At 55.6% G+C, this 14162-nt stretch carries 18 protein-coding genes; 16 read left to right on the forward strand and 2 right to left on the reverse strand.

The genetic code is table 11. The annotated features are described in order from the left end of the window. Positions 1-165 precede the first annotated feature (165 nt). The 15 genes from MED193_RS16040 to rplP all read left to right on the forward strand — a co-directional run bounded on the left by MED193_RS16040 (position 166) and on the right by rplP (position 11881). Positions 166-2511 carry a DNA topoisomerase IV subunit A gene (locus tag MED193_RS16040; RefSeq protein ID WP_009810809.1) on the forward strand — a complete coding sequence of 782 codons (2346 nt, stop codon included), beginning with the start codon at positions 166-168 and terminating at the stop codon, positions 2509-2511. Between the two features lie 140 nt (positions 2512-2651). Next, positions 2652-3272, forward strand: coding sequence for a hypothetical protein (locus MED193_RS16045; protein ID WP_039966276.1), 621 nt, complete (start codon positions 2652-2654; stop codon positions 3270-3272). A 143-nt stretch (positions 3273-3415) separates the two neighbouring features. After that, positions 3416-4591, forward strand: a complete 1176-nt coding sequence (gene tuf / locus MED193_RS16050) for an elongation factor Tu (RefSeq protein ID WP_009810702.1) — start codon at positions 3416-3418, stop codon at positions 4589-4591. A gap of 160 nt (positions 4592-4751) precedes the next feature. Continuing rightward, on the forward strand, positions 4752-4985 hold the full coding sequence (locus MED193_RS16055; RefSeq protein ID WP_157041387.1) for a hypothetical protein: 234 nt from the start codon (positions 4752-4754) through the stop codon (positions 4983-4985). A gap of 270 nt (positions 4986-5255) precedes the next feature. Next, positions 5256-5861 (forward strand): outer membrane beta-barrel protein, encoded by a 606-nt coding sequence (locus MED193_RS16060; protein ID WP_009810813.1) that lies wholly within the window; start codon positions 5256-5258, stop codon positions 5859-5861. A gap of 268 nt (positions 5862-6129) precedes the next feature. Next, a complete protein-coding gene (rpsJ, locus tag MED193_RS16065) occupies positions 6130-6444 on the forward strand; it encodes a 30S ribosomal protein S10 (RefSeq protein ID WP_008207555.1) in 315 nt (104 codons plus the stop codon). 18 nt (positions 6445-6462) lie between these two features. Then, positions 6463-7173 carry a 50S ribosomal protein L3 gene (rplC, locus tag MED193_RS16070; RefSeq protein ID WP_009810814.1) on the forward strand — a complete coding sequence of 237 codons (711 nt, stop codon included), beginning with the start codon at positions 6463-6465 and terminating at the stop codon, positions 7171-7173. Then, a complete protein-coding gene (gene rplD / locus MED193_RS16075; RefSeq protein ID WP_009810815.1) occupies positions 7170-7787 on the forward strand; it encodes a 50S ribosomal protein L4 in 618 nt (205 codons plus the stop codon). The genes rplC and rplD overlap by 4 nt, the downstream gene beginning before the upstream one ends. Then, positions 7784-8080 carry a 50S ribosomal protein L23 gene (locus tag MED193_RS16080; protein WP_009810816.1) on the forward strand — a complete coding sequence of 99 codons (297 nt, stop codon included), beginning with the start codon at positions 7784-7786 and terminating at the stop codon, positions 8078-8080. The genes rplD and MED193_RS16080 overlap by 4 nt, the downstream gene beginning before the upstream one ends. Before the next feature lie 219 nt (positions 8081-8299). After that, a complete protein-coding gene (locus tag MED193_RS16085; protein ID WP_009810817.1) occupies positions 8300-8884 on the forward strand; it encodes a hypothetical protein in 585 nt (194 codons plus the stop codon). Between the two features lie 353 nt (positions 8885-9237). After that, positions 9238-10080, forward strand: a complete 843-nt coding sequence (gene rplB, locus MED193_RS16090; RefSeq protein WP_009810818.1) for a 50S ribosomal protein L2 — start codon at positions 9238-9240, stop codon at positions 10078-10080. A gap of 3 nt (positions 10081-10083) precedes the next feature. After that, positions 10084-10362, forward strand: a complete 279-nt coding sequence (gene rpsS, locus MED193_RS16095; protein WP_009810819.1) for a 30S ribosomal protein S19 — start codon at positions 10084-10086, stop codon at positions 10360-10362. Positions 10363-10365: 3 nt separating this feature from the next. Next, on the forward strand, positions 10366-10746 hold the full coding sequence (rplV, locus tag MED193_RS16100; RefSeq protein ID WP_009810820.1) for a 50S ribosomal protein L22: 381 nt from the start codon (positions 10366-10368) through the stop codon (positions 10744-10746). Further along, the gene (rpsC, locus tag MED193_RS16105; RefSeq protein WP_009810821.1) at positions 10746-11456 is read left to right on the forward strand and encodes a 30S ribosomal protein S3; all 711 of its coding nucleotides are present in this window, start codon (positions 10746-10748) and stop codon (positions 11454-11456) included. The genes rplV and rpsC overlap by 1 nt, the downstream gene beginning before the upstream one ends. A gap of 11 nt (positions 11457-11467) precedes the next feature. Beyond that, a complete protein-coding gene (gene rplP, locus MED193_RS16110; protein WP_008207541.1) occupies positions 11468-11881 on the forward strand; it encodes a 50S ribosomal protein L16 in 414 nt (137 codons plus the stop codon). A gap of 40 nt (positions 11882-11921) precedes the next feature. Here the strand turns inward: rplP and MED193_RS16115 are convergent, their stop codons facing one another. Continuing rightward, a complete protein-coding gene (locus tag MED193_RS16115) occupies positions 11922-12695 on the reverse strand; it encodes a hypothetical protein (RefSeq protein WP_009810822.1) in 774 nt (257 codons plus the stop codon). A 90-nt stretch (positions 12696-12785) separates the two neighbouring features. On the opposite strand from MED193_RS16115, the gene MED193_RS16120 reads away from it, so the two are divergent. Beyond that, a complete protein-coding gene (locus MED193_RS16120) occupies positions 12786-13406 on the forward strand; it encodes a 2OG-Fe(II) oxygenase family protein (protein WP_009810823.1) in 621 nt (206 codons plus the stop codon). Positions 13407-13443: 37 nt separating this feature from the next. On the opposite strand, the gene MED193_RS22345 is transcribed toward MED193_RS16120, so the two are convergent. Further along, a complete protein-coding gene (locus tag MED193_RS22345) occupies positions 13444-14100 on the reverse strand; it encodes a hypothetical protein (protein ID WP_157041389.1) in 657 nt (218 codons plus the stop codon). Positions 14101-14162: the final 62 nt, after the last annotated feature.

Genomic DNA, 14162 nt, shown 5'->3' on the forward strand with positions numbered 1-14162 from the left:
CAGGGGAGAGTGCTCGGGCTTCTCCCCCTTTGGGCGCTCTCAGCACAAACCGATTTGCGGGCAGGCGGGTGCAAAGGATGCTGCAAAGGCACCATCTGCTGCAAGGCGGTGGATAAATATGAACCATCGCTTTACCGCAGCAGGAGGTGGAAGTATCACAAAGGTATGAGCGACACCCAAGACGATACCGATGCCCCTATGCCGCAAAACGGCGAGATTCTGGAACCCCTGCGCCGCGCCATTGGGGAGCGCTACCTCACCTATGCGCTGAGTACCATCATGCACCGGGCCCTGCCTGATGCGCGCGATGGGTTGAAGCCGGTGCACCGGCGGATCCTTTATGCGATGAATCGGCTGCGGCTCAGCTCGACCGGGGGGTTTTTGAAATCGGCGAAGATTTCGGGCGATACCATGGGGGATTTTCACCCCCATGGCGATGCCGCGATCTATGATGCCATGGCCCGCCTGGCGCAGGACTTCAACGTCCGCTACCCGCTGGTTGATGGCCAAGGCAATTTTGGCAATATCGACGGCGACAACCCGGCGGCCTCACGCTACACCGAGGCGCGGATGACCTTCATCGCCGAGGCGATGCTGGAAGGGCTGAATGAGGATTCGGTAGATTTTCGCGACAACTACGATGGCCGCCTGACAGAGCCTGCGGTACTGCCTGCAACCTTCCCCAATATCCTTGCCAATGGGGCGGCGGGGATTGCCGTGGGCATGGCGACAAATATTCCGCCCCACAACATTGCGGAGCTGATTGATGCCTGCATCCACCTGATCAAATCGCCAGGCGCGGATGATGACACCCTGTTGAAATATGTGCCGGGGCCTGATTTCCCCACGGGTGGCATTATCGTGGAACCCCGCGACAACATCGCCAAGGCCTATCGCACCGGGCGCGGGTCCTTCCGCCTGCGCTGCACCCATGAAGTCGAAGACCTGGGGCGGGGGCAGTGGCAGATCGTGGTCACCGAGATCCCCTACCAGGTTCAGAAATCCAAGCTGATCGAAAAGATCGCCGAGCTGATCCAGACCAAGAAGGTGCCGATTCTCGCCGATATCCGCGACGAAAGTGCTGAAGACATCCGCATCGTTCTGGAACCGAAGTCGAAGAATGTCGACCCGGATGTGTTGATGAACATGATGTTCCGCAACTCCGATCTGGAGCTGCGCTTTAGCCTCAACATGAATGTGCTGATCGACGGTGTGACGCCCAAGGTCTGCTCGATGAAGGAAGTGCTGCGCGCCTTCCTCGATCACCGTCGCGACGTGTTGCGGCGCCGGTCTGAATACCGCATGGGCAAGATTGATCACCGGCTGGAGGTGTTGGATGGTTTTATCATCGCCTTCCTCAATCTGGACCGGGTGATTGATATCATCCGATATGACGAGGATCCAAAATCTGCTCTGATGCGGGAGAACTGGGGGCTGGATCACCCGCGGGCCTATGAAGAATCAGACTATGTCACCCCAGCACCGGGGGAGGGTGAACTGAGCGAAGTTCAGGCCGAGGCGATTCTCAACATGCGTCTGCGCTCGTTGCGCCGCCTCGAAGAGGTGGAGCTGACCAAGGAGCGCGACGCCCTACGCGAAGAGCGCGCTGGGCTGGTGGAGCTGTTGGGATCTGACGATCTGCAATGGAGCAAGATCACCGAACAGCTGCGGGCCACCAAGAAACAGTTTGGCAAAGACTATGTCGGTGGCGCCCGTCGCTCGCGCTTTGCCGAGGCTGGCGAGGTCGAAGAGGTGCCGCTGGAGGCCATGATCGACCGCGAACCGATTACCGTTGTCTGTAGCCAGATGGGCTGGATCCGGGCGATGACCGGCCATATCGATCTCAATCGCGAGCTGAAGTTCAAAGATGGCGATGGTGCAAGGTTTATCTTCCATGCGGAAACCACTGACCGTTTGCTGGTCTTTGGCAGCAATGGCCGCTTCTACACCGTCAGCGCCGCCAATCTGCCCGGTGGGCGCGGCATGGGGGAGCCGCTGCGCCTGATGGTGGATCTGCCCAATGAGGTCGAGATCGTCGACATCCTGATCCACAACCCAGAAGGAAAGCTTCTGGTGGCCTCTTCGGCAGGCAACGGGTTTATCTGCGCCGAGAAGGACATCGTGGCCCAGACCCGAACCGGCAAGCAGGTGCTGAACGTCAAGGATGACGACCGTGCCCAGATCTGTATTCCGGTGACGGGCGACCACGTGGCGATTGTTTCGGAAAACGGCAAATTTCTGGTCTTCTCGGTCGAAGAGATGCCAGAGCTGACCCGCGGCAAGGGCGTGCGGCTGCAAAAATACAATATGGCGCGCGGGAAACAGGGCTCGCTTGAGCTCGACGGTGGGCTCAGCGATATCACCACCTTCAACTGGGACGAAGGTATCTCCTGGGAAATGGGCGGTGGCAAGACCCGCCATGAAACGGACCTCAGCCAGTGGCTGGGCAAACGCGCCGGCATCGGCAAGCGGCCCCCCTATGGCTTCCCACGGAACTACAAATTCAAATAGTGGGACGTTTTTCGCCTATGATCTGTGACCCTTAGGCCACCGAAATTGTCAGAGCCGCCCCATCCGGTTTACCGATTGGGCGGCTCTGGTTTATCTGACGCTAGACCAAAACCCATAGTTGTTACCCGATGAGGCCTTTGATGATCCGAATTCTTGCTCTTTTGGCCTCGATGGTCCTGCTGGCGGCCTGCGAAGAAACCCAGTTGAACGAGGCCAAAGAGGACCTTGGCGATTTCAACATGCGGGTCTCGTTCGTCTATACCGACAAGGCGCTGCAATGGCCGCTGTCACGGGCTGCCGAAACGTCTGAATGGAACGAGCCCATTGAGCGCGCCCTGGAGGCGCGGCTGGGGCGCTACAATGGCTCCGGCAAATATGATGTGGCTATCACGCTGGAAGGCTTCTTGCTGGCCACTGGCGGCATCCCGGTCCTGATGAACCCCAAAAGCGCTGCTGTGGTGAATGTCTTTGTCTATGATGTGAACACCAAGACCTACCTGCTCAAAGAGCATCAAATGAAAATATTTGAAGACACCACTGGCGAGAGCGCCATTATCGGATCGGGCTACAGCCGCACCAAGGCAGAGCAAATCGATGGGCTCGCCCTGAAAATTGTTGATGGGCTGGAAGAATACATGGCCGAGCAACGTGTTGAAAAAGGCTGGTTTGGCGGGGCGCAACCCGCTGATGACAGCGCCAGCGCCGCAGCCCCGTCCACCCAGCCTGAACCTCGTCCTGTGGCCGAGGATGTTGCAGAGTAAAAACAAGCTGCGGGAAGATGGCTAAAAGCTGCCTGATCAAACAGGTACGGGTTGATTTTCCTCTCCAAACCAAATATGCGGCGCGCGCAGAGGAAATCTTTGGGTCGGTTGTCGGCCCTCTCTTTCAAAAGGGCGCCTAAAGAATGGCTAAGGAAAAGTTTGAACGTAATAAGCCGCACGTCAACATCGGCACCATCGGCCACGTTGACCACGGTAAAACCACTCTGACCGCAGCGATCACCAAATACTTTGGTGACTTCAAAGCCTACGACCAGATCGACGGCGCACCAGAAGAAAAAGCGCGCGGCATCACCATCTCGACTGCTCACGTTGAGTATGAAACCGAGACCCGCCACTACGCGCACGTCGACTGCCCCGGCCACGCTGACTATGTGAAAAACATGATCACCGGTGCGGCGCAGATGGATGGCGCCATCCTGGTTGTGAACGCGGCTGACGGCCCTATGCCTCAGACTCGTGAGCACATCCTGCTGGGTCGCCAGGTTGGCATCCCTTACATGGTTGTCTTCATGAACAAAGTTGACCAGGTCGACGACGAAGAGCTGCTCGAGCTGGTTGAAATGGAAATCCGTGAGCTGCTGTCCTCCTATGAGTACCCTGGCGACGATATTCCAATCATCGCAGGTTCCGCTCTGGCGGCGATGGAAGGCACCACCCCTGAAATCGGCGAAGAGAAAATCAAAGAGCTGATGGCAGCGGTTGACGAGTATATCCCCACGCCTGCGCGTGCGGTTGACCAGCCCTTCCTGATGCCTGTTGAAGACGTGTTCTCGATCTCTGGTCGTGGTACCGTTGTGACTGGCCGTGTTGAGCGTGGCGTGATCAATGTTGGTGACAGCATTGAAATCGTTGGCATCAAAGACACTCAGACCACCACCTGTACCGGTGTTGAAATGTTCCGCAAGCTGCTGGATCGCGGTGAAGCTGGCGACAACATCGGCGCCCTGCTGCGCGGCATCGACCGTGAAGCTGTTGAGCGTGGCCAGGTTCTGTGCGCACCTAAGTCGGTTCAGCCTCACACCAAGTTCGAAGCTGAAGCCTATATCCTGACCAAGGATGAAGGTGGCCGTCACACGCCGTTCTTCGCGAACTACCGTCCACAGTTCTACTTCCGGACCACAGATGTCACCGGCACCGTTACTCTGCCCGAGGGCACCGAGATGGTTATGCCAGGCGACAACCTGAAGTTCGACGTTGAACTGATCGCCCCGATCGCGATGGAAAACGGTCTGCGCTTTGCGATCCGCGAAGGCGGCCGCACCGTTGGCGCCGGCGTCGTTTCCAAAATCACCGAGTGATTTTGAAACAGCGGTGACAGGTGATCTTCCCCAGCGGGGGAAATCACCGAGAGCCACACCGGTGAAAAGAAAGAAAGGGCGTCCCTAGGGGCGCCCTTTTTCTGTGCAGGGTAGGGAATTTGCGAGGCTCTGCCTCGCGCTCCGGAATATTTGGGGAAAGATGATGGGGGAGGGGGCGCTGGCTATAGCCCTGTTGCTGGCTATAGCCCTGTTAATGTCAATGCTGCCTTTGGTTTTTGGCGCAAAGCAATCAATCCCTTATTGGAGGCTTTTTCATTTTCCCAAAAATGCCGAGGGGCAGCGCCTCGAACTGCTGACAGAAGAACGACGCATCAAACAGCAAGAAAAGGCTTCATTCTCATTTGAAGTGAGTGGTCGGCGTGAAAAACTATGAGGCGCTGCGGATGTGCTTGGGTTTGAAAAGGTAGCTGTGTGGTTCCCTCCTCTATTGGTTTTGCAAACAATGAAGGTTTCAAGGGTCTTTAGTAGTGTTGCGAAATGGGCACGGGCGGTAGAGCGCGCGCCTGCATGGATTGAGGTGCCATTTTAGTGTGCAGGAAAAACGCGTAGGCACACCCAGTATTCAGACAAACACCTGCGTTCGTTAGACAATACACGCGATTACAATGGTCGATTTTGATCGATATAATTTCTAAGGGAAAATATGACTAAGAAAACTATTGCCGCTTTGGCCCTTATTGCTGTTTCCGCAACACCAGCCGTATCGGCCGAAAACTATTTTGGTTTCGCGATTGAGGGCATGTCGGCGGAATCAACAACGACCGGAAGTGTAAGTGGACATGTCTCGAAGGCGGTCGTTCCAGGTGTCTCGGTTATTGTGGGCCGTACCTATGAAACTGGGAACTTCTTTTGGGGTATTGAAGGCAGTGCCACAATGAACTTTGGTAAGGACTTCGATAACAACGGCACTCGCTGCTCCACCAGCGCTAGCGGCCCATATGTGTGTGACCAAACAGCAGCGGTTCGGGTTTACGGGGTTATCGGCAAGGAGTTTGATGGTTTCGATCTCTACGGTAAATTGGGGTACGGCGCGGCTTTTGGTGATTTTGCGACAAACACCAACACTCAGGCTAGCGGCTCGATAAGAGGCGCTACTGTGGCTGTGGGTGCTGCTCGTGAGGTCGAAAAGTTCGGAAAAATCTTTGCCGAAGTGATCTATGATGACTTTCGGTCCTCCCACCAGCCCGGCGGCTTTGACAGCAACTACAAATCTGTAGGGCTCCGCGTGGGCTTGATGAAGCCGTTCTGATTTTCAAAAGTGTAGCCAGGGCCCCTTGTCTCGGGGGGCCTGGTTTTATTGGTTAAGAGATCCATCTAAGGGCTACCTTAAAAGCCCGTCTTTCTTTTTTCTTCCAGCATGGCGATGTCTCTTGCCTGACTCGCTATTCAGGCGTATAGGGCGCTAGTTCGCTTCGTGCGAATGAAGGCGGGGTGATTCCCGCCTTTTGGGTTCGATGAGGGTAAGCGGTGGTCGCTGCCCCTCCTCTCAACCTTCACGCCTAGATAAAGGCTGACTAATGCAAAGCCAAAATATCCGTATTCGGCTCAAGGCATTTGACTATCGTGTACTGGACGCCAGCACACAAGAGATCGTCAACACTGCCAAGCGGACCGGCGCGACTGTTCGCGGCCCGATCCCACTGCCAAACAAGATCGAGAAATTCACTGTTCTGCGTGGTCCCCACGTTGACAAGAAATCTCGTGACCAGTTCGAGATCCGTACGCACAAGCGTATGCTCGACATCGTTGATCCGACCCCCCAGACCGTGGACGCGCTTATGAAGCTCGACCTGGCCGCTGGTGTGGACGTCGAGATCAAGCTGCAATCTTAAGATCGGAGGGTATAGATAATGCGCTCTGGTATTATTGCAAAAAAAGTCGGCATGACCCGTCTGTTCATGGAAGATGGTCAGCAGATCCCTGTGACCGTTCTTCACCTGGACGGCCTGCAGGTCGTGTCTCAGCGTACCGATGACAAAGACGGCTACACAGCTGTTCAGCTCGGTGCGGGTTCCGCCAAAGCAAAACGCACATCCAAAGCGATGCGCGGTCACTTTGCGGCCTCCAAAGTAGAGCCTAAGCGTAAGCTCGTGGAATTCCGCGTGCCTGCCGATGCTCTCATCGAAGTTGGCGCCGAAATCTCGGCCGAGCACTTCCTGGAAGGTCAAAAAGTTGACGTGACCGGTACTTCGATCGGTAAAGGTTTTGCCGGTGCGATGAAGCGCTGGAACTTTGGTGGTCTGCGCGCGACACACGGTGTTTCGATTTCGCACCGTTCGCACGGTTCCACCGGCCAGTGTCAGGATCCCGGTAAGGTTTTCAAAGGCAAGAAGATGGCTGGTCACATGGGCGCTGCCCGCGTTACCACACAGAACCTGGAAGTCGTCAAAACTGACGCCGACCGTGGTCTGGTCTTCATCAAAGGCGCCGTACCTGGTCCGAAATCCGGCTGGGTTACCGTCAAGGATGCCGTGAAGAAGAAAGCTCCTGAAGGTCTTCCCTTCCCAGCTGGTATCAAAGCCGCTGCGAGCGAAGCCCCTGCGGAAGGTGGTGAAGCATGAAACTTGATGTGATGAATCTCGACGGCAGCAAAGCTGGCGACATCGAGCTGAACGCTGACCTCTTTGGTCTGGAGCCACGTGCGGACATTCTGCACCGTGTGGTCCGCTGGCAGCGTAACAACGCACAGGCCGGTACCCACAAGGTAAAGACCCGTTCGGAAGTCAAATACTCGACCAAGAAGATCTACCGTCAGAAAGGCACCGGCGGCGCACGTCACGGCGCACGTTCTGCTCCGATCTTCCGCGGTGGTGGTATCTACAAAGGCCCCGTTGTGCGTTCGCACGGCCACGAGCTGACCAAAAAGTTCCGCAAGCTGGGTCTGCGTCACGCACTCTCCGCTAAGGCAAAAGCCGGCGAACTGGTGGTGATCTCTGACGCCGCTGCCGAAGGCAAAACCGGTGCTCTGGCCAAACAGGTTGCAAACCTGGGCTGGAAACGCGCGCTGGTCATCGACGGTGCCGAAGTAAACGAAGGCTTCCTGAAAGCCTCGCGCAACATTGAAGGTCTGGATATCCTGCCAACAATGGGTGCAAACGTTTACGACATCCTGAAGCGTGACACCCTGGTTATCACCAAGGCTGGTCTCGAAGCACTGGAGGCTCGTTTGAAATGAACGCTAAAGCAGAACACTACGATGTGATCCGCAAGCCGATCATCACCGAGAAAACCACCATGGCATCCGAAAACGGTGCGGTTGTTTTTGAAGTTGCGATCGACAGCAACAAACCCCAGATCAAAGAAGCTGTTGAAAGCCTCTTTGGTGTGAAAGTGAAGGCGGTCAACACCACCATCACCAAGGGTAAGCAAAAGCGGTTCCGCGGCCAGATTGGCCGTCGCAAAGACGTGAAAAAAGCCTATGTGACGCTCGAAGAGGGCAACACAATCGACGTGTCCACCGGACTCTGAGACTGAGGTTTTTGACCTGACGAGAGAGGCCCTCGCTGCGAAGCGGGGGCCTTTTTCATTGTTACGGTGTCTTTGGTAGGGTCCGGTATAGCGTACTGTGCGGCTGTCCCATGGTCTGCGATGATTGCGTGTGTAATTAGCGTATAAGGCGAAGGTACCACCAAGACACTTTGTTACTGTACTTGCGCGCAGGCCTTTAAGACAGGACAGGATACGGTAATGAACAAAACGCGCAAAACAGACCTCCAGCGCTTCACAAGACGTATTTCGATGACCGGTTTGGTGCTGGTTGCATCGCTTGCCGGCTGTGTGCCGATCCCGTTTGCACAGAGATACTACCAACCCAACAAGGCAGATGTGACTGTGGAGCGTGGCCACCGAAGCGGATGCGCCTTTAATGAAAACTCTGACTGGGGCCTGCAGCGGGTTGGAGGCGTCGAATTCAAAAGCCGACTGTATACCCGAGACCTAGAGGGTGCATCGCCACGGGCTATCTTGTCGCTCTCGGTGTCGGAACGAAATGCCAACGGTAGACTCTCGAAGGTATCGCTGAGCGCGTCCCGGATTAGACTGGAAGAAGGGGGGCGCGTTCTGCGCGGTCGGTTAGACGACACCCGAACATTCGACATAGGAACATCCCTTGTCGTTGCCTTTCCATCGCCTTCGGGAGTGGAGGACAATGTCCGCATCGTCTTTTCGCCAAATACGGTGCGCCTAGATGGCAAGCCCATCACGCTAAAACCCATTCGGTTTTCGCTAGATGAAAGCCCGGTGATATATATGTTCCCCTGTATTCCAAGCTGATCAGGGGTGAAAAATTCGCTAGGCCTTGGCGAAGCCAAATATGAATTGAAAAGTTCACCGGCACACGGAGCGCTGGTGCACATATCCGCTGTTGAGAAAGCGCGCAGTTGTGGCGGCTTCCCCATTGCCACCCACCTCCAACCCTGCTACATCCGCCCAATCCTACTGGCCTCAGATTCGTTCTGGGGCCGTTATCTTTGTGGGAAACACATGAGCTGGGGACCTTCGGGGCCCTAAAGACTGGCCACCTTAGTAGTCATTGTTCCATAGGGGCAGGCGGACGGGGGGCTTACACATAGCGGGTCCAAAGACAAAAACCTAGGGATCCGCACGCTAAACGGAAGACAGAAAGCATGGCACTCAAGTCGTATAAGCCGACGACGCCGGGCCAGCGTGGGCTGGTTCTGATCGACCGTTCGGAGCTTTGGAAAGGACGTCCCGTCAAGTCTCTCACTGAGGGTTTGACGAAATCGGGCGGCCGGAACAACACCGGACGGATCACTTCACGCCGCCGCGGCGGTGGCGCAAAGCGTCTCTACCGGATCGTTGACTTCAAACGGAACAAATTGGATGTTGCGGCAACCGTTGAACGGATCGAATATGACCCGAACCGGACCGCATTCATCGCGCTGATCAAATATGACGATGGCGAGCAGGCCTATATCCTGGCCCCTCAGCGTCTGGCAGTTGGTGACAAGGTTGTTGCTTCGGCAAAAGCTGACATCAAACCCGGTAACGCAATGCCTTTCTCTGGCATGCCAATCGGTACCATCATCCACAACATCGAGATGAAACCAGGCAAAGGCGGCCAGATCGCCCGTGCAGCTGGGACTTATGCTCAGTTTGTTGGTCGTGATGGTGGCTACGCTCAGATCCGCCTGTCCTCGGGCGAGCTGCGCATGGTGCGTCAGGAATGCATGGCCACCGTTGGTGCCGTGTCGAACCCAGACAATTCGAACCAGAACTACGGTAAAGCTGGCCGTATGCGTCACAAGGGCAAGCGTCCTTCGGTTCGTGGTGTTGTTATGAACCCGATCGATCACCCACACGGTGGTGGTGAAGGTCGTACCTCTGGTGGTCGTCACCCGGTAACCCCATGGGGTAAGCCAACCAAAGGTAAGCGTACCCGTAACAAAAACAAAGCGTCGCAAAAGCTGATCATCCGCTCGCGTCACGCCAAGAAGAAGGGACGTTAATTTATGTCTCGCTCTGTATGGAAAGGTCCTTTTGTCGACAGCTACGTGCTTAAAAAAGCCGAAGCTGCGCGCGAGTCGGGCCGCAATGATGTCATCAAAATCTGGTCTCGTCGTTCCACCATTCTGCCCCAGTTCGTGGGTCTGACATTTGGTGTGTACAACGGTCAGAAGCACATTCCTGTCAACGTCTCGGAAGACATGATTGGTCAGAAGTTCGGTGAATATTCGCCAACTCGTACCTATTATGGCCACGCCGCTGACAAAAAAGCGAAGCGGAAGTAAGTCATGGGTAAGGTACAAAATCCCCGCCGCGTGGCAGACAACGAAGCAATGGCGAAAACTCGCATGCTGCGTACTTCCCCGCAAAAGCTGAACCTGGTTGCGCAAATGATCCGCGGCAAGAAAGTTGACAAGGCTCTGACCGACCTGACTTTCTCGAACAAGCGCGTGGCTCAGGACGTGAAGAAATGCCTTCAGTCCGCGATTGCCAATGCTGAAAACAACCACAACCTGGACGTTGACGAGCTGATCGTTGCCGAGGCTTGGGTTGGTAAGAACATGACCCTCAAGCGTGGTCGTCCACGGGCGCGTGGTCGTTTCGGCAAGATCTTGAAACCGTTCGCTGAGATCACCATCAAGGTGCGTCAAGTTGAGGAGCAAGCCTAATGGGACATAAAGTCAATCCGGTTGGCATGCGCCTGCAGATCAACCGCACCTGGGACAGCCGCTGGTACGCCGACACCAAAGATTTTGGTGATCTGCTGCTGGAAGACATCAAACTGCGTGACTTCATCAAAGATGAGTGCAAGCAGGCTGGCATCGCTCGCGTGATCATTGAACGCCCTCACAAGAAATGCCGTGTGACAATCCACACTGCACGTCCTGGCGTGATCATCGGCAAAAAAGGCGCTGACATCGAAGTGCTTCGCAAGAAGCTGGCCTCGATGACAGACTCGGAACTGCACCTCAACATCGTTGAAGTGCGCAAGCCCGAGCTGGACGCGCAGCTGGTTGGTGAGTCCATTGCTCAGCAGCTGGAACGTCGTGTATCCTTCCGTCGCGCGATGAAGCGTGCCGTACAGTCTGCCATGCGTATGGGCGCCCTGGGTATCCGGGTGAACGTTGCTGGCCGTCTGGGTGGCGCTGAAATCGCCCGTACCGAATGGTACCGCGAAGGTCGTGTGCCTCTGCACACTCTGCGCGCCGACATCGATTACGCTCACAACGAAGCCATGACACCTTACGGTATCATCGGGATCAAAACCTGGATCTTCAAAGGCGAGATCATGGAACACGATCCTCAGGCACGTGACCGTAAAGCACAGGAACTCCAGGACGGCCCTGCACCTCGTGGTGCTGGTGGCGGTCGTCGCTAAGGAGAGAATAGATGCTTCAACCAAAGCGTACAAAATTCCGCAAGATGCACAAAGGCCGGATCAAGGGCGAAGCCAAAGGCGGCTCTGATCTGAACTTTGGCACCTACGGCCTCAAGGCAACCACACCTGAGCGCGTCACCGCGCGTCAGATCGAAGCTGCCCGTCGTGCCATGACCCGTCACATGAAACGTCAGGGTCGTGTCTGGATCCGTATCTTCCCAGATACTCCAGTAACCTCCAAACCTGTCGAAGTTCGTATGGGTAAGGGTAAAGGTTCCGTGGATTATTGGGCATGCAAGGTCAAACCTGGCCGCGTGATGTTCGAAATCGACGGCGTCAACGACGACATCGCGCGTGAGGCCCTGCGTCTTGCTGCGATGAAGCTGCCGGTGAAAACCCGTGTCGTGGTTCGCGAAGACTGGTAAGCCCGGTCATCGAGAAAAATCAGAAACCCCCGCTGAGCAATCAGCGGGGGTTTTCTTTTTTAGGTCGTTGGGAGGTCAGTCGTTTTTTTTGCAGCTCGTTGCCAGAGAAATTGCCAACGCCCCAGAAATCATTGGTCCGACCATCGGCATAGAAGCCTTCGAAATAGTCGCGGGGCTTGACCTGCTTCAGGCTCTCATCGCTCTGGCAGATCAGAAAGTAATGATAATCAATATAGATCGCGCAATAGAGTGATTTGTCCTCAGCCCAGAGCTCTACACATCCGTGTTCAGTTTGCCTATCCAAGAGGGTCGCGACCTGTAATTCCTCCGGAAAAGATCCAAAATGGCCCGCGCTGATCAGGCTGTCGTGGCCCGCAGCTTTCGCAAAACTTCCCAGGGAGAGTTCCAGCAGGGGAGAGGAGCAGCCTTCATCTGGTGGGTAGATACTTCGAGCAGCGCAGATCCCTAGCATGTGGTCTGTTTCATGCTGACTGGCATATCTGGTGGATATACGCTTTGAGCCGGTCAGCCGCAGGGCGCGGTTGACTTGGTGGATCGAGGCAAAGCCGCAGAGCTCCGCAACCTCCTGCCAGCTGACTCCGCAGGAAGGTCCTAATTTCAACGCATCTTGAATGGCACTGTCTGGCACCGGATCACTATTTTTGAATGGTGGGTGATCGGGGAGCCTGAGGAAGGGGTTCAAAGCGATAAAGACAGAGGAAAACTTACCCGCGAAATGATCCAGATAGGCGGTGTCATCTTCGCTCGGATAGCTGAACGGAGGGCGGTATATTTGGTTGCTCGCTTCTGTCATTCCGCAATCCTAGGTGGAGGCGCCTTGCAGTGCAACTTCCTTGGCTAAGGCGGATTGGTTCTGCCGCCTCGCTGCGGTAAAGGTGAGGCCATGGCCCAGATAGAATCCCTCTTTGTGACCCGCTTGTACCGCGCTGCCCTGTCCGAATGCGGACCGGCCATTGATGCGCAGGAAATGGAAACCTCTTGCATTGTTATCGCTGAAGATGACGAGGCCGGACAGGATTGGTGCGAGGAGAACGGCTATCCCGGCTATACCTCCTATGCTTCCCTGACCGATCTGCCTTGGCGCTTTCCGGTCTTTGCCGATCTGGTGAAGTCACTGGACGCGCATGTCGCCAATTTTGCCAAGGATCTGGAGTTTGATCTCGATGGCCGCAAGCTGGTTCTTGAGGATCTCTGGATCAATATCCTACCAGAAGGCGGCATGCATTCCTCACATCTTCACCCGCATTCCGTCATTTCCGGCACCACCTATGTGGCGATGCCCGAAGGCGCCTCGGCGCTGAAACTGGAAGATCCCCGTTCTGGCCGGATGATGGCCGCCCCCACCCGCACCAAGGAGGCCCGGCGCGAGCTGCAGCCCTTTATCTACATGAAGCCTGCCGTGGGGGATGTGTTGCTCTGGGAGAGCTGGCTGCGCCATGAGGTGCCGATGAACATGGCCGAAGACGAGCGGATTTCGGTGAGCTTTAACTACAAGTGGGAGTGAGGCTCCGCAGGTAAAGCGACCATCGCACGGGCAGATCTCACACTTCATCCGATGGAAGCAGTTCGTACTGTATCCAATCCCAATAGGTGAGCAGTTCTCTCTCGGCGGTGTCAAACTCCGGGTGATAGTGGTGCGTGTGGGGTACGGGCGTCTCTATTGGTGCCGGAGAAAACTCTCTCTCCTCGAGCGCTCGCTCCAGTGTGTCGAGGTTTCCATACGCGTAGATAACATTGTGCCGATCTAAAATCAGTTGGTTCTGGGTGGGGAGTGAGATCACCCAGATGTCGTGGCGGCCATCTTGTTCGAAAAACTCCTGAAATGAGTAGAGGAATAGCTCAAGGTCTTCGTAGCTGACGGGATGAGGGCTTTGAAAGCGCCCCCCGGTTTCAATCGTGCGAGGTGCCGATAGGACATACAACACCCCAAATGGGCCATCCCAATTCTTGCACAAGTCAAGGAGCAGAGGGATTTCATGCAGTCTTGGACCTATGGCCAGACGGGACCAACCGGGATAGTTCTGGCGCTCCCAAATATCGGGGTGGGTATAGTTCCTGGCGGAAGCCTGCTCCGATGCCGAGAACTTGGATAGTGTTTCCATGTCAAAAACCGTTGGAAATAGTTTTCGGCTACCATAGGCAGAAAGTGGGTTTTCTCCAATCGGCATTGAGAAGAATAGTTTTGCGAGGTTAGTCACGGCCTCCCCAACCTTTCCCTTGCCCCCACGCACTATCTCCCCTATAAGGGCACATCGCTTGG

The organism is Roseobacter sp. MED193, assembly GCF_000152965.1.
GTDB lineage: Bacteria > Pseudomonadota > Alphaproteobacteria > Rhodobacterales > Rhodobacteraceae > Pseudophaeobacter.